This is a genomic window from Mycobacterium sp. DL99 (assembly GCF_004762045.1).
Lineage (GTDB): Bacteria > Actinomycetota > Actinomycetes > Mycobacteriales > Mycobacteriaceae > Mycobacterium.
The window spans coordinates 5,667,565-5,691,895 of record NZ_SJOM01000007.1 but is presented as its reverse complement, the minus strand read 5'-3'; the positions used below and the strand labels follow the sequence as shown (position 1 = coordinate 5,691,895).

Here is a 24,331-nt window from a genome sequence, read left to right as displayed (position 1 = left end):
CATGTTAGAGCTGGTACCGGTCAAACTGGCAGTCGCAGGGGGCACCCTGGCGTTGGTGCTGACCGCCGGGGCCGGGATGGCGTCGGCAGACCCGAATCTGGATTCGATCGTCAACACCACTTGCAGTTACCCGCAGGTGATGGCGGCGGCGAATGCGCAGGATCCGGCGGCCACCGCACAGTTCAACGCGTCCCCGACGTCGCAGTCCTATCTGCGCCAGTTCCTCGCTGCACCAAGGGATGAACGACAGCAGATGGCGCAGCTCATCCTGAGCTCGAACGGGCAGTATCTCGGATTGATGCAGCAGATCTTCAGTACCTGCAACAACTTCTGAGCTCAGGCTCGTCGCTACGCCGGCTTTGTTCCACCGAGCTGTTTCGTCAACGCGTCGGCCGTGGCCACCAGCGCCCGGGCCCTATCGACGATCTCCCTGTCCGTGAGGGCCGTTCCGATGTGCAGTGAGGCCGCCATGACCTGCCGCTGGTAGTGGTCGAAGACCGGTGCCGAGATGACACTGATGTCGGAACGGGCCGTGCTGCGGCGGCCCGGGGTTTCGCACTCGTCGCGCAGATACACGCGCTCACCGATGTCGGACACCAACTCACTCAGCAGGGCGCGCAGTTCGTCGGGCAGGTTGGTCGACATCCCCGCCATCAGCGCGTAGAGCCTGCGGCCCCCGGGGGTCAGGCGTTCCACGAGATATCCGTCGGCGCGACAGTTTTCGATCACCCGCTGTAGCCGCGCGGATTCGGTGCGCAGCGGAATCGTCGGCGCCTTGGCCAGCCAGGCCCGGAGCGCGTCGTCGTCCCACAGCACGAACATCAGGCCGACCGGCGGTGCGAACGGATAGCTCTGCCCGACCCGGACGCCAGGGTCGCGGCCGGGCGGGCCGACCACCTCCAGCACCGTGATCCGGTCATCGACCACGGCGGTCAGGCCCGCGGAGGTGTCGAAAGCGGCTGACAGCGCGTGCAACTCGGCTCGGGCCGCCGGGTTGACGCGCATCGACTCCTGCGCCGCGTGGCCGAGCGAGATCAGGCTCGGGCCAAGGCGGTACGTCTTGTCTCCGCTGTCCCGGATCAGGTAGCCCGATTCGGTGAGTGAGCTCAGGATCCCCAGGCACGTCGGCTTGGTCAGTCCGACTCGGCGGGTGAGTTCGGAGAGCCCGAACCGCTCCTGCGGGTGGCGGGACAGGAAATCCAGGATGGCAACCACCCGGGCAGTCGGTGGTGAGGCGCGGCCGGCCGGCTCGGCGTCTGGCATCGATCCTCCTGGGCGTTGACTCGAATTGGAACGCGTTCTAGTGTCGGGTAGGAAACTCTACCACTGCGGTCCAATATTGGACCGAGAGAGCAGATGCTGGATGTACTCACAACCACTGGCCGATGCCATAGCCGAGGCGGAACGCCTGGTGACCGCCGCGCCCTTTATCTCCTCGGAAGCGGATCTCCTTGAGGGGCTGCAGTACCTGGCCGGATGCATCGCGGCGTGCACGCACGTCGCGTTCGACTACGACCGCGACCATCCGTTCCTGCACAGTGGAACGGGGCCATTCACCAAGATGGGCCTGGACAACCCCGACACCATGTACTTCGGCACTCGGGTCCAACCCGGACACGAGTACGTCGTCACCGGAAAGCGGGGCACGACCACCGACGTCAGCTTCCAGTTGTTGGGCGGGGAGTACACCGACGAGAACGTTCCGGACAGTGAGACCGCATTCGATGACCGCAAGCTCGACATCGCTGCCGACGGCACCTTCGAATGGCGGTTCACCCCGGCTACCCCCGCGCAGCTGGTGATCCGGGAGGTCTACAACGACTGGTCTGCGCAGCGCGGCTCCTTCGCGATATCGCGTACGGACACCGCCGGCACGGCGCCGGCGCCGTTGACCCGCGAACTCATCGAGAAGCGTTACGCCACAGCCGGTAAGCAACTCGTTCAGCGGGTCAAGACGTGGCTGCAGTTCCCCAAGTGGTTCTACGACAACCTGCCCGTCAACACGCTGACCGCACCGCGTCTGACACCCGGCGGGCTCGCCACCCAGTATTCGTCGGTCGGTCACTACGACATGACGCCAGCCCAGGCGATGATCATCACGCTGCCGGTGTCGGATGCGCCCTACCTGGGCTTCCAGCTGGGTAGCCTCTGGTACATCTCGCTGGACTACATCAATCACCAGACCTCGCTGAACGGCACTCAGGCGCAAGCCGATCCGGACGGCAAGATCCGGATCGTGGTGTCCGAGGCCAATCCCGGGGTGACCAACTGGTGCGAGACGCTGGGGCATCTCAAGGGTTACCTGCAGTTCCGCTGGCAGCGGGTTTCGCGTGAGTTGAGCGCCGAGGACGGGCCGACCGCAGAATTGGTCGACATCGGCGCTGTGGCGGAGAAACTGCCGTATTACGAGAACAACAAGATTTCCGATGATGATTGGCGAGCGCGGATTGCGCTTCGTCAGAAGCTAATTGGCGAAAGGATGGTGGGCTGACCGATGTCAGGACTGCTGGAGAACAAGGTCGTCGTCATCAGCGGGGTCGGCCCCGCGCTGGGCACCACGCTCGCGCGGCGCTGTGCCGAGGCCGGAGCTGATCTGGTGCTCGCGGCTCGCACCGTGGAGCGGCTCGACGAGGTGGCCAAGCAGGTGACCGATCTCGGCCGTCGCGCCATCTCGGTCGGCACCGATATCACCGACGAGGCCCAGGTGAACAATCTGGTCGACGCCTCGATCGAGGCGTACGGCAAGGTCGACGTGTTGATCAACAACGCGTTCCGGGTGCCGTCGATGAAACCCTTCGCCAACACCACGTTCGAGCACATGCGCGATGCCATCGAGCTGACGGTGTTCGGCGCGCTGCGGATGGTGCAGGCCTTCACCCCGGCCCTGGCCCAGAGCAAGGGTTCCGTCGTCAACGTGAACTCCATGGTGGTCCGGCACTCGCAGGCCAAGTACGGCGCCTACAAGATGGCCAAGTCAGCCCTGCTGGCCATGTCGCAGACCCTGGCAACCGAACTCGGCGACCAGGGCATCCGGGTGAATTCCATTCTGCCCGGCTATATCTGGGGCGGCACGCTGGAAAGCTATTTCGCCCATCAGGCGGGTAAGTACGGCGCCACCGTCGACGAGATCTACAAGGCGACGGCGGCCTCCTCCGACCTCAAGCGGCTGCCGACCGAGGATGAAGTCGCCTCGGCGATCCTGTTCATGGCCAGCGATCTGTCCAGCGGTATCACCGGCCAGGCCCTCGATGTGAACTGCGGGGAGTACAAGGCATGACCCCGCGCACCGATGTCGGCACCATCGAGGATCTGCATGCCTCGGCGGTAAAGGCCTGCGGCCTGGATGATTTCGGTACCGACGACGACAACTACATCGAAGCGCTCGGAGTGCTGCTGGAGTCCTACCAGCGTGATGACGATCTGACCGAGCTCGGCAGCAAGATGCAGCGCTTCTTCACCCGCAATGCGCTGGTTGCCCGCCTCGTCTCGGAAGCTGCGTTCAAGCAGTACCCGCAGCACGTCGACGTGCCGATCGAGCGGCCGATCTTCGTCACCGGTCTGCCGCGCACCGGGACCACGGTGATCCACCGGTTGCTGACCGCCGACCCGATGCATCAGGGTTTGGAGATGTGGCTGGCGGAGTTCCCGCAGCCTCGGCCGCCGCGGGAAACCTGGCCGGACAACCCGGTCTTCAGTGCGCTCGATGCCCGATTCAAGAAGGCGCACGAGGAGAACCCGGATTACACGGGCCTGCACTACATGACTGCGGACGAGGTCGAGGAATGCTGGCAGTTGCTACGGCAGTCTTTGCACTCGGTGTCCTACGAGACGCTGGCCCACGTACCGACCTACGCGCAGTGGCTGGCCCGTCAGGACTGGACCAAGTCGTACCAGAGGCACCGGAAGAACCTGCAGCTGATCGGTCTCAACGAACCCGAGAAGCGTTGGGTGCTCAAGAACCCCAGTCATCTGTTCGCCCTGGACGCACTGTTCGCGACGTATCCGGACGCCCTGGTCGTCCAGTGTCACCGCCCGGCAGAGACCATCATGGCCTCGATGTGCTCGCTGGCGCAGCACACCACCGCCGGCTGGTCCAACACGTTCACCGGGAATGTGATCGGCGAAGACGCCATGGAAACCTGGTCGCGCGGGCTGGAGTTGTTCAATACCGAACGGGCCAAGCATGATCCGGGTCAGTTCTGCGACGTGGACTACTTCGAGTTCGTCAAGGACCCGATCGGCGCGGTCGAGGGTATCTACCGCACGTTCGGGCTGGACTTCACGGACGCCGCCCGGCAGGCGATGGTCGACAGCCACGAAGCCAGCAAGCAGGGGCCGCGTGCGCCGAAGCACACCTACTCACTGGCCGACTACGGACTGTCCTCTGAGGCGGTCCAGGAGCGATTCAAGGGGCTGTAGTAGTAGCCCCGCGAGCAGACGCGAATGACCCGGAAATGTTGATTTCCGGGTACATTCGCGTCTGCTCGTGAGGGGGAGATCATGAAGGTCTATCTGGCGCTCGACCCGCGTACGCCGCTGACCGCAACCGCCGGCTATGCGCGGCGGGCCGAGCGACTGGGCTGCGACGGCCTACATGTCGCCGAGACCCTGCACGACTCACTGGCGGTCTCGTTGCTGGCCCTGGAGCACACATCGCGCATCACCGTCCGCACCGCCGTGACACTGGCATTCGTGCGCAGTCCCACGCTGACGGCGTACACCGCCTGGGATCTGTCGGTACTCTCGGGCGGTCGGTTCGAGCTGGGGCTCGGGACGCAGATCAAGCAGAACATCCGGGACCGCTACGGCATGCCGTGGAGCGATCCGATTGCCCGGCTCAGGGATTACGTGGGTGCGCTCGATGCCCTGTTCGATGCGTTCCGCACCGGGGGCACAGTGCACTTCGAGAGCGAGAACTACCGGCTGACCCGCATGCAGCCCTACTTCAATCCCGGCCCGAGCGAGGCCGTCCGCCCGCCGATCTGGCTGGGTGCGGTGAACGCCGGTATGTGCGAACTCGCCGGCGGGGTCGCGCGCGGAATCGTCACGCACTCGACCAACTCCGATCCCGACTACCTGCGCGACGTGGTGCGCCCGGCGTTGGCCCGTGGCGCCGAAGCGGCAGGCAGGACAGACGCACCGCGCATCGTCGCCTCGACGGCGATCGCCACCGGCCGCACCGATGAGGCGGTCGCCATGGAACGGGAACGGCAGCGCCGGATGCTGGCATTCCTGTATTCGACACCCGCATATGCGACAGGCCTGACCCGCCGCGGCCTTACTGAACTCCCGGAGCGATTGCGGTCCCTGGTCCGAACCGAGCTGTGGGACGAATTGCCCTCGGTGCTAACCGATTCCATTCTGGACGAGCTGGTGGTCTGTGGACGTCACGATGAGCTGCCCGGCTTGCTGAAGGCGAGGTTCGGGGACGTGGCCGACGGCATCGTGCTGCCGCCGCTGGGCGGCGACGGAGACGACGAGTCGCTGGGTGCCTGCGTGGCCGAGCTGAGGACCGGGAACTAGCGGGCGAATCAGCCGTCGCCGGGGGAGGGGGCCGAAGACACCTCTTCCAGGCACCCTTCGGCAACCGCATGCTTGATGCTGTCGGTCAGCCGCGGGCATGACCGCGCCCGGGCCGGATCTCCGCCGGTGGAGCGGATTTCCTCGAAGGTCGCGCAGCGTTCCACCGCTTCGGTAGACCACTGCACCGAAGTGTGTTCGGCGCTCAGCTTTTTCACCTGCACCGAGACATGGCAGAACCGGCAGTCCACCGACACCAGGCCTGAGGTCAGATAGCGTTCACGGTCGCGCGCGCTGGCCTCGCGGACCGCCGCGGCCCGTTGCGGATCGGACGCGAAATTCGGTGCCTTGGCCCATGATCCGGCGGGCGAACCGGTGCCTGCGCCGCTGCCGGCGTGATGATCGTCATCCTCATGCACGCCGTGCAGCAGCAGCATCGAGCGGGCCAGGTCGTCGACATCTGGCGCCTGGCTCCGCTCGTTGCGTGTCGTCATCAGCTGGACTGCAGTGTTTCCGTCTGAGCCGACTTCTCAGCCGCCTTGATCTTCAGGTTCTCCTCGACCTCCACGTGCCACTTCTCGTTGGCCGCGGTGGTGTCGATCTCCATCTCGAACCGGTCCGTCATGTCGGGGCTGATGTCCGCGACATCGACGTAGAACTGCTGGTACCAGCGGCGCATCTGGTAGACGGCGCCGTCCTCCTCGACCAGCAGCGGGTTGTCGATGCGGGTCTTGTGCTTCCAGATCTCGACGTCCTGCATGAAGCCCTTGCTCACGCCGTCCGTCATCGCGTCGGCCAGCTTCTGGGTGGTCTTTTCGTCCATGCCCTTGGGCTTCTCGACGATGACGCCCCACTGCAGCATGAAGGCGTCCTGGCTCACCGGGTAGTGGCAGTTGATCAGGATCGACTCGGCCTTGTAACCGGCGTAGTTGTTGTGCAGCCAGTTGATCATGAACGACGGCCCGAAGTAGGAGGCCTCCGAGTCCAGGTGCGACTCGCCGTACTGGGTGCCCATGCCGCCGATGTCCTGACGGCCGACGTTGTGCAGATACTGCGAGGCGATGTGGCCTTCGAAGACGTTCTTGAAGTACGTCGGCAGGCCGTAGTGGATGTAGAAGAAGTGCGCCATGTCGGTGACGTTGTCGATGATCTCGCGGCAGTTGCTGCCCTCGATCAACAGCGAGTTCCACTGCCACTCGGTCCACTCGTCGCTGGCCGCCTCGGGGATCTCAGGGATCTGGACCTCGGGCTGGGGGTCGTTGCCCTCGTGGTCGTGCCAGACGAACAGCAGGCCGCCGCGCACGTCGGTGTGCCAGGCCCGGGTGCGGGCCAGGCGCGGGGTGCGCTTGGCGTAGGGGACGAGCTTGCACTTGCCGTCGCCGCCCCAGCGCCAGTCGTGGAACGGGCAGGCCACGGTGTCGCCCTTGATGGTTCCCTGCGACAGGTCGCCGCCCATGTGCCGGCAGTAGCCATCAAGAACTTTCAGGGACCCTTCCGAGTCCGCGAACACCACCAGCTTGGTGCCGAATATCTCGACAGAGTGCGGCTGACCGTCAAGGAAACCCTTGACCGGTCCCAGGCAGTGCCAACCCCGCGCATAGCGGTCTGGCAGGGCGCCGGTGTCGATCTCTCTGATGCCGGCAGTTTCGGTAGTCACGGTGGGCCTCCCGTATCGGTGCTCTTAACTAGAACACGTTACAGTTTTTTGAGCCCTCATGGCAATAATTGAGGCGTGACCTGCGGCATACCCGCTGTGAGCGGGGGTTACTCCCGCTCCGGAAGGCCGATTCTCAACGCGATCTGTTGCATTCGGCCGACACTGGCGACGGTTTGGGGAGACACCGGATCGTCCGGGTTGCTGTCGAACTCCAGCCGCACCACCGCGCGGCCCTGGGTGTACATCAACAGCGTCACGGCCTTCTTGCCGTCGGGTGCGGTTCCCGAGATGACGGTGCCGTTCGATCCCACCGGCACCGGTTGCGGCTGGCCACCGGTCACCATGGTGCTCACCGCCGCGGAGGCCTGCTTGAGCGTTGCCGCCGCCGTCTCCGCGTCCGGGTAGATCAGGATGGTGTCGGCGATTGCCCGGGTGTCGTCGGCGTTGACGAACAACGCGCTGGCCCCGGACTGACCGTCGGGGTTTACGTTGCTGGACCGGGCCGTGAACGCGTCCGGTGGAATGCTGACATCCTCGGCCTGCAGCAGCAGATGGCTGTAGTCGGACGCCTGCGATTTCGGTGACTTCGGGGCGACTGCCGATGTCGACGTGGACGGCGTGGCAACCCACGGCGTGCTCGGCGATTCGCCGGCCGGGGAGCATGCGACGGCCGTGCCGACGATGGCCGCGGCAAGACCGATGGTGATCAAGAACCTGGGGTGATTGGTTGTCGTGAGCGACATAGTTACTGTTCAGGGTACGCGTCGCTGCGCCGGAGTCGGTTTCCTGCGGTATATGTGGACGATGCCGATGTATTCGTTCGAGGGCCGGGCGCCCGTGGTGGACCCAAGCGCATTTGTGGCCCCGACGGCAACATTGATCGGCAACGTGACGGTCGAGGCCGGTGCCTCGGTGTGGTTCAACACCGTGTTGCGAGGCGACTTCGCCCCCATCGTCATCCGCGAGGGAGCCAACGTCCAGGACGGTTCGGTGCTGCACGCGCCACCGGGAATCCCCGTCGACATCGGCCCCGGCGCGACGGTCGCCCATATGTGCGTCGTACACGGCGCACACGTGGGCGAGGAGGCGCTGATCGCCAACCACTGCACGGTGCTCGACGGGGCCGTGATCGGCAGGCGAAGTCTGATCGCCGCACATTCCCTGGTCGTCGGGGGCACCAAGATCCCCGACGAGGTGTTGGTCACCGGTGCACCCGCGAAGATCCGGGGACCTATCGCGGGCACCGGTGCACAGACCTGGGTGCAGGCCAATCCGGCGGCGTACCGGGAGCTGGCGCAGCGCTACCTGACGGGGCTCGTCGAGCTCTGACTTCGCCGATCATGGCCCCTTGGCCAGGTGATGGACCGTGTCTTTTGCGTTTAGAGCGCTGCAACACTGGTTATTTCAGGCACGACGCGACCACCGTGGCGGAACGGTCGCCCTCAAGCGCGAGTACCTCGAGGCTCAGGTGAATGGCGGTGATCAGCGCCGGTGAACGCAACGATTCGCCGAACATCGCCTCGACGCGTTTCACTCTGTGCCGCACGGTATTCGGATGCACGCCGAGTGCCTCAGCTGTCGCTACGACATCGAGATCATGGGCGAAGAACGCGCGAATGAACTCCACGTAGCCGTCGTGATGACCGAGCACGGCGAGCTGTTCGGTGGCCTTGGCTGCGGTGGTCTCCCGGTGTTGTCCGGTCAAGAGCCAATCCGCGATACCAACGTCCTCGAACTTGGTGTAGCGAAGGTTTCGGGTTTGCGCGGCCCGCAGCGCCCGCTGTGCGTTTCTAAGCCGTTCCGGACCGGTGCGCACATCCTGGAACGGTTCGGAGAAGCCGCAGACGGCACCTTCGGGTTGGTTGGCGATCCAGCCGTTGACGGCGGGCACATCCGCCGCGAGCACGCCGATCAGCTGATCGGCGAGCTGTGCGAACATCACGGGCAGGCGCATCAATCTCGCGAGATCGAGCGCGTCAGCCTCCAGTGCGTCAAGCACGGTCGCGGCTCGCGTTACCCAGCGTCCGGCGTCGTAACCATCCGTGGGAGACATTGCGAACACACGCAACTGGGGCCGGTGCCCGAACCGCAACGACTCCAAATGTCCTTCGGCACTGAATTGATCGATGATCTCACCGGCAACCAGCTCACGAACAAATGCCGCCTGGCGGGCACGGTTCTCCACTGCGGCCCGATAGCGCGACCGCTCGATCGCGTTGAGCAGGCGGACGGAGACCTGGAGAATCGATCGGGCCAGAGCGTCGGGAATCTCGTGACGGGTCGAGGCGACCACAAGCCAGTGTGGTTCTCCTCCAGGCTCGATCGGGTCGGCTGTAACTGACCACTTGCCGACGCTGAACCGTAGATGGCCGCTGCGGCCCCGCAGTTGGGACCGCATCAGATGTGACGGTGCCTTGCCGGAGGACGCGACGACGTCACCCAGCTCGTTATACAGCAGTACGCTGCAACGCAATATCGCGGCCAGGCGGGATATCAGCTCCTGCTCGGGATCAGCGGCGCCTAGCGCGTCAAGTAGCTGATCCTGCATCTGCAAAGCGCGCCGCAGGGAATGCGACTCAACTGAACGAGTCTGTTCCACAACACGATCGATCACAGTCATAAATGCGACTTCGCGCGGCACGGTGAACACCGCGAAGTGATGACGGTTCGCCTCGTCCACCAATGCGCGAGGCACTTCATCGGTGACGACCCCGAGTCCGTACCCGAGCGCAGCGACGCCGGCCGAGACCAGCTCGCGTACCAGGCCGCGGAACGCCTGCGCTGCTTTTCCGTTCTTGGCCTCATCTCCGTAGAGCGAACCCGTCGTCAGCATCACTGTTCCCGGCTGCAGCCACTCTGACGGATGGGCGATCTCGATCGCGTGCGCGCCGGACAGTGGTACGTGCGGATTGCAGTCGCTCACCAGGGCAAGGCCGAGCGACTGATCCAACAGCAGATCAAGAAGCCGGAAATCGTCCTTTTGCACAGGTTGCCGCAGCCTCACCCCGAACAGTTAAAAACTCCAACATCAGTGTAGCCGATAGTCACTTTCTCTAATTAGCCGCGGATAAGTGCAGCTCAATACTGGACCACACTTCACCAGAGGAGGCTTGCCAATGAAGCAGAACACAGCCACGAAGACCCTTCGTGTTGCTGTCGACGTGGGTGGGACGTTTACCGACGTGTGCATCTTCGACGAGCGTGATCAGAGCACGCGCGTTGCCAAGGTGCCGTCTACCCCGCACGACCCTATGGAAGCGGTCGTTGCCGGCGTGCGATCAGCCGGTGTCGACCTTTCCGCGGTGACCCTGTTCTCGCACGGCACGACGGTCGCGACCAACGCATTGATCACGCGTCGTTTCCCAGCCGCCGCGATGGTGTGCAGCGAGGGATTCCGCGACATCCTGGAGATCCGCGACGGAACGAAAGATGAACTCTGGGATTCCTACGTCGACGTCGGAGCTCCGTATATCAAGCGGCGAAACCGGTACGAGGTACCTGAGAGAATTGATTACGTCGGTTCGATAGTCACCCCCCTCGACGAAGACAAGGCGCGAGACGTCGCACGCATACTGCGGCGCAAAGGTGTGCTGACCGTTGCTGTTTGCTTCATGAACTCCTATGTCAACGACACCCACGAACGAAGAATGCGCGACATTCTGATCGACGAGATCCCTGGCGTCACGGTGTCGACGTCGAGTGAGATCCTGCCGGAGATTTTCGAATACGACCGCGCGTCCACGACAGTGGCCAATGCGGTGCTCGCCCCGTTGGTGAGTGGTTATGTGAACCGACTGGAGGGGTCTCTGCGCGCCGACGGCTACGACGGTGACCTGTTGTTGTTGCACTCCGGCGGTGGATCGATGACGCCGGCCATGGTCGACCGCTACCCGGTGCGGTTGGCCGCCTCAGGCATCGCCGCGGGCGCCATCGCGGTGGCCGACATTGCTTCGCGCTGCGGATACCCCAACGCGATCGGCCTCGACATGGGCGGGACGAGTTCGGATATCTCTCTGGTCTACGACGGCGAGATCCGCACCACCAAACGGTGGCAAGTCGAGTACGGCTTCCCGATCTGTTTCCCCAGCATCGAGGTTCTCACCATCGGCGCGGGCGGCGGCTCGCTCGCTTGGATCGACGAGGCCGGCTCCCTGCGTAACGGACCCCAATCCGCAGGTGCGGCACCCGGTCCGGCCTGCTACCAACGCGGCGGCACCGAACCGACCAACACCGACGCCAATCTGGTACTCGGCCGACTGGGCGAGTCGCTGATCGGCGGCGAACTGACGCTCGACGCGGATGCGGCGCGTGCAGCCGTGCGTACCGGCATCTCCGAGCACCTCGACCTCGATGTCGACACCGCCGCATCGAACATCATCCAGGTCGCCAATGCCAACATGGCCGACGCTGTGCGACTGTTGTCCATCCGCCGTGGATACGACCCCCGCGACTTCGTCCTAGTGGTCTGTGGCGGGGCCGGAGCACTCCACGGTGCCGCCCTGGCAAAGGAGCTGTCGATACCCACAGTCGTGGTGCCCGCTCATCCTGGAATCACCTCGGCGCAAGGGTGTTTGCTCGTCGACATCCGGCACGACTTGTCGGCGATGTTCCAGCACATCGCTTCCGACGTCGACCCAGCAGAACTCGAATCCGAATTCGCGCAGCTCGAAAAGGAGGGCCTCGCCCGGCTCCGGCACGAGGGCGTCGATGAGGATCGCATGCGTATCGACCGCTCGATCAGCATGCGCTACGCGGGACAGTGGCGGTCGCTGAGCGTCACTGCCGACAACCGGGACAGGTTCTTGGACCGTGCGGTCGAACTCTTTCACGAAGAACACGAACGCGACTACTCGTTCCGCCGCGACGACGTTGACGTCGAGATCTACCAAATCGGCGTTCGCGCCATCGGCAAGACCCCGAAACCGCGGTTCCCCCAGCAGAATGCGTTGGACTCACCCGCACCGTCGCCACTCACAACTCGTCAGGTCTACTTCGACGAGGTCGGTGGGCGCGTGCCGACGCCGGTGTTCGACCGCGACGAACTCATCGCCGGAAACTCGGTAGACGGGCCCGCCATCATCGACCAGCTCGACTCGACCACTGTCATACCGCCATCGACCACCGCCGTCGTCGACGAGTGGGGCAACATTCGAATCCACATCCACCAGGAGCAGCAGTGAACGCCGCAAGCACCACCCGCCGCCGCCTCGATCCGGTTACGTTCGAGGTCCTCAAGAATGCATTCGTGACGTCCGTCGACCTGATGAGTGAGCAGATCTTGCGCACCTGCTACTCGTTCGTCATCTACAGCCGAGACTTCTCCTCGGCGTTGTGCGACGCACAGGGCAACACCGTCATGCAAGGTAGCCAAGACATCGCAGTGCACGTCGGAACGCTGCACTTCCAATGCAAAGCCGTGCTCGACGAGTTCGGCGACGACATCAACCGCGGTGACGTGTTCTGCGTCAACGACCCCTACCGCGGTGGCACCCACCTCAACGACGTCAGCTTCATCCGGCCGATCTTCGCCGACGCCCAGCTGATCGGGTTCGCCCAGAACAAGGGACACTGGGCCGATATCGGCGGCAGCGTCCCCGGATCTTTCGACGTCACCGCCACCGAGCATTTCGCCGAGGGGCTGCGGATCACGCCCGTCCGCATCTGGCACGAAGGCCGATTTCTCGCAGACGTCGCCAAACTGCTGGTGGCCAACACGCGGGCCCCAGAGATCAGCTTGGGCGACCTGCATGCCCAAGCCGAGGCAACCGGCGTGTGCGAGCGCGAGATTCAACGACTGGTCGCCAAGTACGGCCGCGACACCGTGGTGGAAGCCATGGCCGAGGTACAGGACTATGTGGAGCGCATCGTCCGCCAGCGCGTCGCAGAACTGCCCGACGGCGAGTGGGTGACCGAGGACTACCTCGACTCGGATCCTTCGAAACCCGAAGGGATGGTGCCGATCCGAGTGAAAATGACCATCGAGGGTGATCAGCTCAGTTACGACCTGTCCGGCAGTGCCCCCGCGGTAGCGAGCTTTCTCAACTGTGGCTACGGCACCGCCTTCTCGGGAATCGTCGCGGGCACAAAGACCTTCTTTCCCGACGTTCCGCTGAACTCCGGCCTCTACGCCGCCATCGATACCGACATCGGGCCCGAAGGCACCGTGGTCAACGCGGGTTGGCCGATCGCTGTGACCGGATTCTGTTCTGGCCCATACGAAAAGATCATGAACGCCATCTTCGAACTGTGGTCGGCGATCATGCCCGAGCGGGCTATCGCATGCTCATTCAACCTTGAGTACCTTCTCGTCGGTGGCCGTGACGCTCGAGGTGACGAACGTCCGTTCTTCATGTGGTACGACTGGATGGCCGGCGGTTGGGGAGGACGCAGCACCAAGGACGGTTCCACCGCCACGGCGCCAGTGTTCGGTGTCGGACTGGCCGTCCAGCCGTGCGAGGGTCAAGAACGCCTGACTCCGGTGCTGACGACCGAGCACGCGATCATTCCCGACTCCGGCGGGCCGGGTTTGTACCGCGGAGGCTGCGGCGTGACCAAGGGCGGCATCCTGACCGACTGCGAGAACACCGTGATGTCCTATTGCTGCGACCGATCCCGGTCGGTTACCTGGGGCATCAACGGCGGGCTCCCCTCAATTCCTCACGGCGTCTGGCTCAACCGTGGAACGGCCGAAGAAGCCTTTCTGGGATCGGTGTTCTCCAGCGTTGCGGTGCAGGCCGGCGATAACTTCGAGCGGCCATCGGCAGGCGGCGGCGGACTCGGCGATCCTCTCGACCGCGCTCCCGAGGCCGTCCTGGAGGACGTGATCGACGGCTATGTGACCATTGCCGGCGGCGCTCGCGACTACGGTGTGGTCATCACGCCGATCGATCCTGAGATCGACCAGTACGAGATCGACCGCACCGCAACCGATGCGCTGCGCGCCGAAATCCGGGCAGCTCGCAAGCAGTGGCTCAATGTCGACCCCGCAGAGGTCGCCGCCCGATTCCGTGACGGTGAGCTCGATACCTTCGATCTGTTGCGCCGCTACGGTGTCGTGGTCGACTGGGGAACCGGTGAACTGCTCCCGAACACCACTAAACAATTCCGCGACCTGCTGCAGGTGCGCGCGGCCTCACACTGGGGATGACGACGCGTCCGGTTGGACCCGGGTACGGACTGTCGCCGTACCCGGAGCCTGCCGTCATCGGCTCGCCGAGCTCTAGCCGTCGATCTTCTCGGCGCTCGCGCGGTCCACTTCCCAGTAGGCGCGCAACGCCACCAGCTGTCCTGCGTCATTCGCGCGATAGGTGAAGACACCTGGGGTGGTGATGCGGTGCCCGCCCATGGTGGTGACGATGCTGCCGACGTTGGCTTCCTCGTTGCCACACTGGAACGTGTCGAGGAAGTTGAACTCGAGGTTGTCGGTCGGGGCGATGGCCTTGTCCCAGAACGCCGCGATGGCTTCCTTGCCCTGGTGGCCCAAGCCTGCGGGGTCGAAGAACGACGGCCCGATGGGGTCCTGCACGATCGCGTCGTCGGCGAAGTTGTCCAGCCATGCTTGCTTGTCCCGGGCGGCAACCGCATCCCGGGATCGCTTGCCCGCCAGGTGAGCAGGGTGCTGAGTATCGGTGACGGTCATGTCAGTCCTGCCAGCCGGAATGGATGTAGGTGTCGGCGAACCGCTTGAGCGAGTCCTGCTTGCGCTCCAGCGGAGCGTCGAAGCCCAGACCTTCGAGCATCCACGGGATGACGATGTTGTCGGTGATACCGGCCTCGGCCAGCGCACGGTGCCCGTCGAGATCGAACTTGTCGATGCACACAGACTGGAACTCGAACGGCTCATCGGCCCGGCCGTATTCAGCCCGCAGCTTGTTGATCGCCTTCACGGTCTCGGCCAGCTGTGCGCACGTCATCATCGCGCTGGTCCAGCCGTCACCCACGCGGGCGGCACGCTTGAGTGCCACCGGCGTGTGGCCGCCGACGTAGAACGGCACCGGCTCCGACGGCGCCGGGCTCATCTGCAGACGCTCGAAATCGTAGAACTCGCCGTGGAACTCGACCATGCCGCCGCCGAGCACGAGCTTGAGCACCTCGATCATCTCGTCGACGCGCGCCCCACGCTTGGCGAACGGAACTCCGCACCATTCGAATTCCTCTGGTGCCCAGCCGATCCCGACGCCGAAGCCGAACCGGTTGTTGGTCAGGTTGGCCACCGAGCCGACCTGGCGGGCCAGCAGCAGCGGATTTCGCGACCCGAGCTTCATCACGTTGGTGTAGAACCGCAGCGTCGAGGTCGCCGCACCCATCGAGGCCGCCGCGATCAGCGGATCAACCCACGGGGTCTCGGCGTTCCACATCCGCGACCCGTCCGGGGTGTACGGATAGTCCGCGGCCTGCTTCTCCATGTAGAAAAGCGAGTCGGGCAGGGCGATCGAATCGAACCCGACTTCCTCTGCGGTGCGGGCCAATCCGGTCAGATGCTCCAGCGGGCCCATAGCCACGCTGAGGGTGTACTTCATGGTCATGAGGTCGGCTCGCCCGGTTTGTCAGAGCCCACAACCCACATGGAGTAGTACTGCGCGCCACCGCCGTAGGCGTGCCCGAGCGCCTTGCGGGCACCCTGGACCTGATGGTCGCCGGCCTTGCCCATCACCTGGATCGCCGATTCGGCGAACCGGATCATGCCGGAAGCACCGATCGGGTTCGAGCTCAGCACGCCACCGGAGGCGTTGAAGGGGATCTTCCCGCCGATGGCCGTCTCGCCGGCCTCCGTCAGCTTCCAGCCCTCGCCCTCGGCGGCAAAACCGAGGTTCTCCAACCACATCGGCTCGAACCAGGAGAACGGCACGTACACCTCGGCCACATCGATCTCGTCGATCGGGCTGGTGATGCCGGCATCGCGCCACAGTGCCGCCGCGGCGTCGCGACCGGCCTGCGGGTTGACCTGGTCACGGCCGGAGTAGGCCAGCGGCTCGGTCCGCAGCGCCGTCGCGTGGATCCAGGCGACCGGGTGGCCTTCGGCAATCCGCGCGTCGGCGGCGGCCTCGTCACCGATCACCATGGCCGCGGCACCATCTGACGACGGACAGGTCTCGTCGAAACGGATCGGGTCCCACAGCATCTGCGAGGCCATCACCTTCTCCAGCGTGATATCGGGCTGGTGCAGGTGAGCCAACGGGTTCTTGGCACCGTTGAGCCGGTCCTTGACCGCCACCATCGCGCCGATGTGGTTCGGGGCACCGGAGCGCCGGATGTAGGCGCGCACGTGCGGCGCGAAGTAACCGCCGGCACCCGCGCCGACCGGCTTGGTGAAGGGCACCGGAATGCTCAACGCCCACATGGCATTCGACTCGGACTGCTTTTCCCACGACATGGTCAGCACGCGGCGGTACTTGCCGGATTTGACCAGGCTGGACGCGACGATCGCGGTCGATCCGCCCACCGAACCCGCGGTATGCACACGGATCAGCGGCTTGTTGGTGGCGCCGGTGGCGTCGACCATGAACAACTCGGGCATCATCACGCCCTCGAAGAAGTCCGGTGCCTTGCCGACCACCACTGCGTCGATATCGGCCATCGTCGAGCCGGAATCGGCGAGTGCCTTGTCGATGGCCTCGCGCACCAGCCCGTTCATCGATACGTCGTGACGCTTGGCGACGTAGTTGGTCTGCCCGGTGCCCAGGACCGCGGCGAGATTCTTAGCCATTATTTGCCCTCCAGGACCGCGACCAGATTCTGTTGCAGCGCAGCGCCACTGGTGGCGTGCGCGAGCACGCGCCCGGCCGAGCCGGAGAAGATGTGCTGCGCGGCGAAACCGATGCGCTCCAGGCCGGCCGAGAACATCGGGTTGGCGGCCAACGCGCCGCCCGACGGGTTGATCTTCGTGTTCTCGCCCAGCCCGATCGCCTCGGTGAGGATCAGCTGCTGGTGAGTGAACGGGGCGTAGATCTCGGCAACCTCGATCGAGCTCACGTCACCGCCGGTGGCGGCCTGCGCCGAGGCGGCGGTCGACGTCGAGACGGTCAGATCGCGCGCACCCAGCACCGGGGTCTCGATGCGGTGCTCGAATCCGGTGATCCAGGCCGGGTTTTCGCGCAGTTCACGAGCCCGGTCGCCGGCCGCCAAGACGATGGCCGAGGCACCGTCGGTGATGGGGGCGATGTCGTGGCGGCGCAGCGGGTCGGCGAAGAACGGGCGGTCCAGCAGCTCGGCAACAGAGGCAGCGGATTCCACCGAGTCGACGCGGTCGGCCGCGGCGAACGAATCCAACGCCACCTGGGCCATCTGCTCGGCAGTCCACTTACCGGCATCGAGGCCGAACCGGGCCTGAAGTCCGGCCAGCGACACCGCATCCGGCCACAGCGGCGCGACGGTGTAGGGGTCGGTCTGCAGGGCCAGCACCCGGCGCAGAACACCCGCCGAGGACTTGCCGAAGCCGTAGACCAGTGCGGTATCCACCTCGCCGGTCAAGATCTTGATGTAGGCCTCGTACAGCGCCCAGGCTGCGTCCATCTCGACGTGTGACTCGTTGATCGGCGGCACAGCGCCGATCGAGTCGATCGCCGAGATGAACGAGAAGGCGCGGCCGGCAAGGTAATCGGACGATCCCGAGCACCAGAAGCCGATATCGGTCTGTTGCAGGCCGAGCTCTTCATAGAGGCTTGCGAAACATGGCATCAGCATCTCGACGCCGTTGGTGGTGCCATCTGTGCGGCGCACATGCGGGGCATGCGCGAAACCGACGACGGCTACGTCACGAAAAGTCATGTGATCCCTTACAGGTGGTGCTTGTAGCTGTCGTAGTCGGCGTCGGGTTCACCCGTCGGCCGGAAGTGCGAGATGTTGTCGATGCCGAGGCCCCATTCCTCCTGGGGCTTCCATACCGCCTCGACCCGCATGCCCATCCGCACCTCGGACGCATCGATGTCGGTCACCAGATGCAGGAACGGGATGTCGGCACCGTCGAGCAGCACGTAGGCCGCGACGTACGGCGGCTTGATCCGCTGGCCGGCGAACGGGATGTTGATGATCGCGAACGTGGTGATGGTGCCCCGGTCGGGCAGCTCAACGAACTCGGTGAGTTCCTGGCCGGTGGCCGGATCGGCTTCCTTGGGCGGGAAGTACACCTTGCCCTCTGCGCCGGTGCGCGCGCCGAGCAGCTTGCCGTCGCGCAGACCCCGCAGGTAGGTGCTCTCGGGCCGCGAGGCCGTGTGCTGGATCTCGATGGACGAGGGCGCCACCAGCATGGTCACCGGGTCACGGTCATCGCTCACCGGCGGAACATCCTCGGGGGTCTCACCCGGGACGAAGTACGCGATGTCGGTGATCGCGCCCACCGGCTCGTCGACCCAGTGCACGTGCACCCGGGCACCGCTGCTGAGCTCGCCTTCCTTGACGTCCACGGCGTGCAGCAGCGGGGTGTCGGCACCGTCGAGCTTGATCAGCGCCCAGGCGAACGGCCGGTCCAGCGGCTGACCTTCAAGCGGTTCGGGCTGCCAGGTCCAGGACACCACGGTCCCGACGCTGGATACCGGAACCACCTCGGTCAGAGCCTCGTAGGTGACCGGGTCATACTCAGCGGGTGGCACGTGCACCCGTCCGTCGGACCCGCGCACGCCGACGATCCGGCGCTCGCGCAGGGCAGTAAAGAACTGACTGAGCAGTGAACCTACTGAACGGGTGTAGTCAAACGACAGTTTCAGTGGCGCGGAAAGTGGCGGCTCACGGTGATCTGTCGAGGCCGGGCGGCTTTGGCTGGCTGTCACACATCGAGTAGAACAGGTTCTAACAATCGTGGCAAGGACACGTGGGAAGGCGATCTAAATGAAGCTCGGTCTGCAACTCGGATACTGGGGCGCACAGCCGCCGACCAACCACGCTGAACTCGTCTCTGCCGCCGAGGCGGAGGGCTTCGACACCGTCTTCACCGCGGAGGCCTGGGGCTCGGACGCCTACACCCCGCTGGCCTGGTGGGGGCGGGAAACCACTCGCATGCGGCTCGGCACCTCGGTTATCCAGCTGTCCGCGCGTACCCCGACGGCGTGCGCGATGGCCGCGCTGACGCTGGATCACCTCTCCGGTGGCCGCCACATCCTGGGGCTCGGCGTGTCCGGGCCGCAGGTGGTCGAGGGCTGGTACGGCGCGAAGTTCCCGAAGCCGCTGGCCCGCACCCGCGAGTACATCGACATCCTGCGTCAGGTCTGGGCGCGTGAGGCCCCGGTCCACAGCGACGGTCCGCACTACCCGCTGCCGGTGACCGGCGAGGGCACCACCGGCCTGGGCAAGAACCTCAAGCCGATCACCCATCCGCTGCGCGCCGACATCCCGGTGATGCTCGGTGCCGAGGGACCCAAGAACGTCGCGCTGGCCGCCGAGATCGCCGACGGCTGGCTGCCGATCTTCTACTCGCCGCGGATCGCCGGCATGTACAACGAATGGCTGGACGAGGGCTTCGCCCGCCCCGGCGCGCGGCGTACCCGCGAAACCTTCGAGATCTGTGCCACTGCGCAGGTCGTGGTCACCGACGACCGGCCCGCGATCATGGAGCTGATGAAGCCGCACCTGGCGCTGTACATGGGCGGAATGGGGGCCGAGGGCACCAACTTCCACGCCGACGTGTATCGCCGGATGGGGTATGCGGAGGTGGTCGACGACGTCACCAAACTGTTCCGCAGCGACCGCAAAGACGAAGCGGCCAAGATCATTCCCGACGAACTGGTCGATGATTCGGCGATCGTCGGCAACCTCGACTACGTCAAGGAACAGATCAAGGCCTGGGAGGCCTCCGGCGTGACCATGATGGTCGTCGGGGCCACCTCCGTCGAACAGATCAAGGATCTCGCGGCCATGGCTCAGGGCTGAGCCGGCACTGCTGTCAGCCTGTCTAGCCGAAATCCAGCAGGGTCGTCACCGGCAGGGCCGAATTCAGCAACGAAACCCGCTGCGCCGTCCGCAGCAGCCCGTTGAGGATGCGGCCCCGGCCCTCCGGCGTCGGCAGGTTGTGCACTGCCCGGACGCCTGGCACGGAGTTGACGAGATCGGCCGCCCGCGACGGGGACATGCTGAAGGGCATCGGCGGCATCCGGTAGCCCTTTGAGGTCCGCACGCCCTTGCGCGCCCAGGCGGCGAGCCAGGCCGGTGGCAGGTCGAACAGCATCTGCCCGCCCGCGAAACGTTGTGCGCACGCCCGAATCAGCCCCATGGCTTCTTCGGGCTGCAGGTACATCAGCAGCCCCTCTGCCGTGACGAACACGCCGTCGGCCGGGTTCACCTCGTCCATCCAGCTGAAGTCCAGCGCAGAGCGGGCGCACACGGTGATCCGGTCCGAAGTCGGCAGCAGCTTGCGGCGGACCTCGATCATCGGTGGCAGGTCGACTGTCAACCAGCGGAAGTCGTGGCCGACGCCGGCGGCATCAAGCCGATGGAAGCTGGTCTGCAAACCCTCCGCGAGTGCCACCACCGTGGCTTTCGGATGGTCGCGAAGGTAGGCGATCGTGGACGTGTCGAAGCGCAGTGCGCGCAGCGCCACATCCTGGCGCCGGCTCGACCCGAACTTGGCGAAATCGAAATCGATCGAGTCGAGCAGCTGCACCGCCATGGGATCTTCGATGATGCCGTCGGGTCGGCGTGCCTCCTGCGCTCGCATCTGCAGCGTCAGCAGCGCCGTCTCCGACACGCCAGACAGGTCGACCGTGGTCCGCGGGGCCGATGACAGATTCTCGATCACCGGCCCGAATCTACCTCACCCGGATCGGCGCGACGCCTTCTCCGACGTGCGGAATCTCCTGGCGCCGAACTGTTCCCGCCGAATCGGTCGATGATTCGGCGATCGTCGGTAACCTCACTACGTCAAGGAGCAGATCAAGGATCCACTGCGCTGACTCAGGCCCGCTGTAGACACTTCTTGAAATCTGTCTACTGCAGGGGTTAGATTCAATGATGTGAGTGACACCACTCCTGCCTCGCAGCACAATGTGCTCGGCACCGTGTTGACGATGCCGGTGCAGATCCGTGCCGCCGAACAGCACATGGCGGTGTTCTCCGTGGACGCCGACGCCGCGCAGCGAATGATCGATTACAGCGGACTGCGCGTGTACCGGTACCGGCAGCACCGCACGATCGTCGTGTTGATGCTGATGCACTACATCGACGGTGATCTGGGTGAGTACCTGGAGTACGGCACCAACGTCATGGTGAACCGGCCGGGATCGGCGGAGTCGGGGCTACGTGGCCTGGGCTCGGCGGGTGCCTTCATTCATCGCCTTCCCGTCGACGGTGAGTTCACGCTGCAGGCCGGGCGGCAGATCTGGGGATACCCGAAAGTCTTGGCGGACTTCACCGTTCGTGAGGGCAATCCGTTCGGCTTCGAGGTGAGTATCGGCGGCCGGCTGGCCGTGGGCATGGAATTCAAACCCGGGCTTCCGGTTCCATCGCGGTTCACCGCCAAACCCCGGGTGCAATCCAGCTTTTCCTACCTCGACGGCGTGCTGCGTGAAACCGAGGGTCAGATGGGCCTTTCCGGGGCGCGATACCGCCCGGGCGGGGTCCGGATCCGGCTGGGTGACCACCCGTACGCCAAAGAACTCGCGGCCCTGGGCCTGCCCAAACGGGCGTTGTTGTCCAGCTCGGTCCGCAATGTACAGATGACGTTCGCTGACTCCAAGGAGATTTCGTGACCCAGGTACTGCTCAAGCCCGATGTCGACCTGACCAACGGCAACTTCTATGCCGACGGTGGCGCCCGGGAGGCCTACCGATGGATGCGGGCCAACGAGCCGGTGTTCCGCGACCGCAACGGACTGGCCGCGGCCACCACCTATGCGGCCGTGCTCGATGCGGAGCGCAACCCCGAGCTGTTCTCCAACGCCGGTGGGATCCGCCCCGATCAGCCCGGCATGCCGTACATGATCGACATGGACGATCCGGCACATGTGTTGCGCCGCAAGCTGGTCAACTCCGGCTTCACACGCAAGCGGGTGATGGACAAGGTGCCGTCCATCGTGAACCTGTGCGACACCCTGATCGATGCGGTCTGTGAACGCGGGGAATGTGATTTCGTCCGCGATATCTCCGCACCGCTGCCGATGGCGGTGATCGGCGACATGCTCGGCGTGCTGCCCACCGAGCGCGAGATGCTGCTGAAGTGGTCGGATGACCTGGTCTGCGGGCTGAGTTCGCATCTCGACGAGACCGCCATCGGAATGTTGATGGAGACGTTCGCCGCCTACACCGCGTTCACCATGGAGGTGATCGCCAAGCGGCGCGCCGAGCCGACCGATGACCTGTTCTCGATCCTGGTGAATGCCGAGGTCGAGGGGCAGCGGATGAGCGATGACGAGATTGTCATGGAGACGCTGCTGATCCTGATCGGCGGTGACGAGACCACGCGGCACACGCTGTCGGGCGGGACGGAGCAACTGCTGCGTAATCGCGATCAGTGGGAACGTCTGGTGGCCGACCAGTCGTTGCTGCCCGGCGCCATCGAGGAGACGCTGCGCTGGACCTCGCCGGTGAAGAACATGTGCCGCACGCTGACCGCGGACACGGTGTTCCACGGGACCGAGCTCAAGGCAGGCGAGAAGATCATGCTGATGTTCGAGTCAGCGAACTTCGACGAAGCTGTTTTCGAGAACCCTGACGAGTTCCGGATCGACCGGAACCCCAACAGCCACTTGGCTTTCGGTTTCGGAACGCACTTCTGCCTCGGTAACCAGCTGGCTCGGTTGGAGCTGCGGCTGATGCTCGAGCGGCTGCTCACCCGGCTGCCCGACCTGCGGTTGGCCAACGGCGACGCGATTCCGCTGCGTCCGGCCAACTTCGTCAGCGGGCCTGAGGCCATGCCCGTCGTCTTCACTCCGACGGCACCGGTGGGCGCCTAGCTTCTGCCGCCGCCGAGTGTGGATCTGTTGCGAGTTCTCGGCCGAAACCTCGCAACAGATCCACACTCGCGGGCTTGTCGGTGGCTGGCGGCACACTCCGCCCATGGGGGAGCCATTCATCGGTAGTAAAGCTGTTGCGGCCGGCCGGTTGACGCCCTATCGGCTGCGCAGTCGCTACTTCGCGGTCTTCCCCGGAGTTCATGTATCCCGCGGAACCGAGTTGACCGCAAAGGCCAGGGCTCAGGCGGCATGGCTGTGGTCGGGGGGCCGTGGCATCGTCGCGGGGCGGTCGGCTTCGGCCCTGCACGGCGCCAAGTGGCTCGATGCTCGTCGGCCGGCCGAGTTGATCTACGGCAATCGCTATTCTCCCAGAGGAATTCGCGTATGGAGCGATACCTTCGGCGACGACGAGATCGAATTGATCAACGGCATGCGGGTGACCCCACCTGCCCGCACCGCACTGGACCTGGCCTGCAGATACCCCATCGACGAGGCGGTGGCGCTGATCGACGCCCTGGCCAACGCCACGGGATTGACGACGGCCGACGTGGAACCGCTCGTCGACAGGTACTGCGGACGCCGTGGAATCAAGAACGCGCGTCGGGCGCTCGACCTTGTGGATCCGGGCGCCGAATCCCCTCGAGAATCCTGGTTGCGCCTACTGGTCGTCCGCGCCGGATTTCCGCGGCCGCGGACGCAGATCCCGGTTTACGACGAATTCGGGGTATTGGTAGGCGTTTTCGACATGGGCTGGGAGGACGTCAAAGTGGCTGCCGACTACGAGGGCGATCAGCATCGCACCGACCCTCGCCGGTTCAATCGCGACATCCGCAAGGCGGAAGCGGTCACCCGTCTGGGGTGGACCGATATCCGGGTGACCAAGATCGACGGGGACGCCGACATCATCAAGCGGATTGCGGCCGCCGGCGTGCCGCGAGTGTGAACTGGTTGCGAGGTTTCGGCCGGGACCTCGCAGTGGTTCCACACTCGGCTCAGCTGACTGTGTATCACTATGTCCTAGTTAAGTGTTCGCTGTGCAAGGTCGTTCACAGGTTTCGCATAGCTCATCTAATTAGATAGTCTCGCAATATCGGGGGGTGCGACGAGACGATTGAAGGGTGCACGTGATGGCACGACATTCAACTGGGCGAACTCTGATGAGTGGAGTGGTGCTGGGTGGGGCGCTGCTGGCCGGAGCGATCGGAATCGCCGGCCAGGCCGGTGCGGCACCGGTCGGGGCGCCGACGAGCTTGCAAGCCGGGGGACCGGCCCCGCTG

The 24,331-nt window shown here is 64.8% G+C and carries 23 protein-coding genes; 12 read left to right on the top strand and 11 right to left on the bottom strand.

What is annotated here, in order from left to right; all coding sequences use genetic code 11:
• Position 1 precedes the first annotated feature (1 nt).
• A complete protein-coding gene (locus tag EYZ64_RS27845) occupies positions 2-334 on the top strand; it encodes a hemophore-related protein (protein WP_135458660.1) in 333 nt (110 codons plus the stop codon).
• Positions 335-348: 14 nt separating this feature from the next.
• Here EYZ64_RS27845 and EYZ64_RS27840 read toward each other — a convergent pair whose 3' ends face one another.
• Entirely contained in the window at positions 349-1,263 is a 915-nt protein-coding gene (locus EYZ64_RS27840) for an IclR family transcriptional regulator (RefSeq protein WP_135458658.1), read from the bottom strand.
• Positions 1,264-1,363: 100 nt separating this feature from the next.
• On the opposite strand from EYZ64_RS27840, the gene EYZ64_RS27835 reads away from it, so the two are divergent.
• The 4 genes from EYZ64_RS27835 to EYZ64_RS27820 all read left to right on the top strand — a co-directional run bounded on the left by EYZ64_RS27835 (position 1,364) and on the right by EYZ64_RS27820 (position 5,523).
• The gene (locus EYZ64_RS27835; RefSeq protein ID WP_135458656.1) at positions 1,364-2,491 is read left to right on the top strand and encodes a hypothetical protein; all 1,128 of its coding nucleotides are present in this window, start codon (positions 1,364-1,366) and stop codon (positions 2,489-2,491) included.
• A 3-nt stretch (positions 2,492-2,494) separates the two neighbouring features.
• On the top strand, positions 2,495-3,277 hold the full coding sequence (locus EYZ64_RS27830) for an SDR family oxidoreductase (protein ID WP_135458654.1): 783 nt from the start codon (positions 2,495-2,497) through the stop codon (positions 3,275-3,277).
• A complete protein-coding gene (locus EYZ64_RS27825; RefSeq protein WP_135458652.1) occupies positions 3,274-4,419 on the top strand; it encodes a sulfotransferase family protein in 1,146 nt (381 codons plus the stop codon). Before EYZ64_RS27830 ends, EYZ64_RS27825 begins: the two co-directional genes overlap by 4 nt.
• 81 nt (positions 4,420-4,500) lie before the next feature.
• The gene (locus EYZ64_RS27820) at positions 4,501-5,523 is read left to right on the top strand and encodes a TIGR03617 family F420-dependent LLM class oxidoreductase (protein ID WP_135458650.1); all 1,023 of its coding nucleotides are present in this window, start codon (positions 4,501-4,503) and stop codon (positions 5,521-5,523) included.
• 8 nt (positions 5,524-5,531) lie between these two features.
• Here the strand turns inward: EYZ64_RS27820 and EYZ64_RS27815 are convergent, their stop codons facing one another.
• The 3 genes from EYZ64_RS27815 to EYZ64_RS27805 all read right to left on the bottom strand — a co-directional run bounded on the left by EYZ64_RS27815 (position 5,532) and on the right by EYZ64_RS27805 (position 7,920).
• Entirely contained in the window at positions 5,532-6,014 is a 483-nt protein-coding gene (locus EYZ64_RS27815) for a hypothetical protein (protein WP_135458648.1), read from the bottom strand.
• Complete coding sequence (locus EYZ64_RS27810) at positions 6,014-7,177, bottom strand: 3-ketosteroid-9-alpha-monooxygenase, oxygenase component (RefSeq protein WP_135458646.1); 1,164 nt, start codon at positions 7,175-7,177, stop codon at positions 6,014-6,016. Before EYZ64_RS27810 ends, EYZ64_RS27815 begins: the two co-directional genes overlap by 1 nt.
• A gap of 107 nt (positions 7,178-7,284) precedes the next feature.
• Positions 7,285-7,920: a hypothetical protein gene (locus EYZ64_RS27805; protein ID WP_135458644.1), complete on the bottom strand. Its 636-nt coding sequence runs from the start codon at positions 7,918-7,920 to the stop codon at positions 7,285-7,287.
• A 61-nt stretch (positions 7,921-7,981) separates the two neighbouring features.
• Here EYZ64_RS27805 and EYZ64_RS27800 point away from each other — a divergent pair, with 61 nt between their 5' ends.
• Positions 7,982-8,506 carry a gamma carbonic anhydrase family protein gene (locus tag EYZ64_RS27800; protein ID WP_135458642.1) on the top strand — a complete coding sequence of 175 codons (525 nt, stop codon included), beginning with the start codon at positions 7,982-7,984 and terminating at the stop codon, positions 8,504-8,506.
• Between the two features lie 70 nt (positions 8,507-8,576).
• Here EYZ64_RS27800 and EYZ64_RS27795 read toward each other — a convergent pair whose 3' ends face one another.
• The gene (locus EYZ64_RS27795) at positions 8,577-10,163 is read right to left on the bottom strand and encodes a PucR family transcriptional regulator (protein ID WP_135458641.1); all 1,587 of its coding nucleotides are present in this window, start codon (positions 10,161-10,163) and stop codon (positions 8,577-8,579) included.
• 130 nt (positions 10,164-10,293) lie between these two features.
• Between EYZ64_RS27795 and EYZ64_RS27790 the strand changes: the two genes are divergently transcribed.
• Together EYZ64_RS27790 and EYZ64_RS27785 are read left to right on the top strand one after the other, a co-directional pair.
• A complete protein-coding gene (locus tag EYZ64_RS27790; protein ID WP_135458639.1) occupies positions 10,294-12,357 on the top strand; it encodes a hydantoinase/oxoprolinase family protein in 2,064 nt (687 codons plus the stop codon).
• On the top strand, positions 12,354-14,324 hold the full coding sequence (locus EYZ64_RS27785; RefSeq protein ID WP_135458637.1) for a hydantoinase B/oxoprolinase family protein: 1,971 nt from the start codon (positions 12,354-12,356) through the stop codon (positions 14,322-14,324). Before EYZ64_RS27790 ends, EYZ64_RS27785 begins: the two co-directional genes overlap by 4 nt.
• 72 nt (positions 14,325-14,396) lie before the next feature.
• On the opposite strand, the gene EYZ64_RS27780 is transcribed toward EYZ64_RS27785, so the two are convergent.
• From EYZ64_RS27780 to EYZ64_RS27760, 5 genes are read right to left on the bottom strand one after another with little or no spacing between them, the layout of a single operon-like run.
• Positions 14,397-14,816 (bottom strand): nuclear transport factor 2 family protein, encoded by a 420-nt coding sequence (locus EYZ64_RS27780; protein ID WP_135458635.1) that lies wholly within the window; start codon positions 14,814-14,816, stop codon positions 14,397-14,399.
• A 1-nt stretch (position 14,817) separates the two neighbouring features.
• Positions 14,818-15,696, bottom strand: coding sequence for a TIGR03619 family F420-dependent LLM class oxidoreductase (locus EYZ64_RS27775; RefSeq protein WP_135460299.1), 879 nt, complete (start codon positions 15,694-15,696; stop codon positions 14,818-14,820).
• A gap of 2 nt (positions 15,697-15,698) precedes the next feature.
• A complete protein-coding gene (locus tag EYZ64_RS27770; protein WP_135458633.1) occupies positions 15,699-16,883 on the bottom strand; it encodes a thiolase family protein in 1,185 nt (394 codons plus the stop codon).
• The gene (locus EYZ64_RS27765; protein ID WP_135458631.1) at positions 16,883-17,944 is read right to left on the bottom strand and encodes a thiolase family protein; all 1,062 of its coding nucleotides are present in this window, start codon (positions 17,942-17,944) and stop codon (positions 16,883-16,885) included. The genes EYZ64_RS27770 and EYZ64_RS27765 overlap by 1 nt, the downstream gene beginning before the upstream one ends.
• A gap of 8 nt (positions 17,945-17,952) precedes the next feature.
• Entirely contained in the window at positions 17,953-18,942 is a 990-nt protein-coding gene (locus EYZ64_RS27760; protein ID WP_135458629.1) for a Zn-ribbon domain-containing OB-fold protein, read from the bottom strand.
• 58 nt (positions 18,943-19,000) lie between these two features.
• On the opposite strand from EYZ64_RS27760, the gene EYZ64_RS27755 reads away from it, so the two are divergent.
• The gene (locus EYZ64_RS27755; RefSeq protein ID WP_135458627.1) at positions 19,001-20,038 is read left to right on the top strand and encodes an LLM class F420-dependent oxidoreductase; all 1,038 of its coding nucleotides are present in this window, start codon (positions 19,001-19,003) and stop codon (positions 20,036-20,038) included.
• A gap of 22 nt (positions 20,039-20,060) precedes the next feature.
• Here EYZ64_RS27755 and EYZ64_RS27750 read toward each other — a convergent pair whose 3' ends face one another.
• Complete coding sequence (locus tag EYZ64_RS27750) at positions 20,061-20,891, bottom strand: class I SAM-dependent methyltransferase (protein WP_502703027.1); 831 nt, start codon at positions 20,889-20,891, stop codon at positions 20,061-20,063.
• A 280-nt stretch (positions 20,892-21,171) separates the two neighbouring features.
• Here EYZ64_RS27750 and EYZ64_RS27745 point away from each other — a divergent pair, with 280 nt between their 5' ends.
• The 3 genes from EYZ64_RS27745 to EYZ64_RS27735 all read left to right on the top strand — a co-directional run bounded on the left by EYZ64_RS27745 (position 21,172) and on the right by EYZ64_RS27735 (position 23,997).
• Positions 21,172-21,852 carry an acetoacetate decarboxylase family protein gene (locus tag EYZ64_RS27745; protein ID WP_135460297.1) on the top strand — a complete coding sequence of 227 codons (681 nt, stop codon included), beginning with the start codon at positions 21,172-21,174 and terminating at the stop codon, positions 21,850-21,852.
• Positions 21,849-23,054 carry a cytochrome P450 gene (locus EYZ64_RS27740; RefSeq protein ID WP_135458625.1) on the top strand — a complete coding sequence of 402 codons (1,206 nt, stop codon included), beginning with the start codon at positions 21,849-21,851 and terminating at the stop codon, positions 23,052-23,054. Before EYZ64_RS27745 ends, EYZ64_RS27740 begins: the two co-directional genes overlap by 4 nt.
• A gap of 103 nt (positions 23,055-23,157) precedes the next feature.
• The gene (locus tag EYZ64_RS27735; protein WP_135458623.1) at positions 23,158-23,997 is read left to right on the top strand and encodes a putative endonuclease domain-containing protein; all 840 of its coding nucleotides are present in this window, start codon (positions 23,158-23,160) and stop codon (positions 23,995-23,997) included.
• Positions 23,998-24,331: the final 334 nt, after the last annotated feature.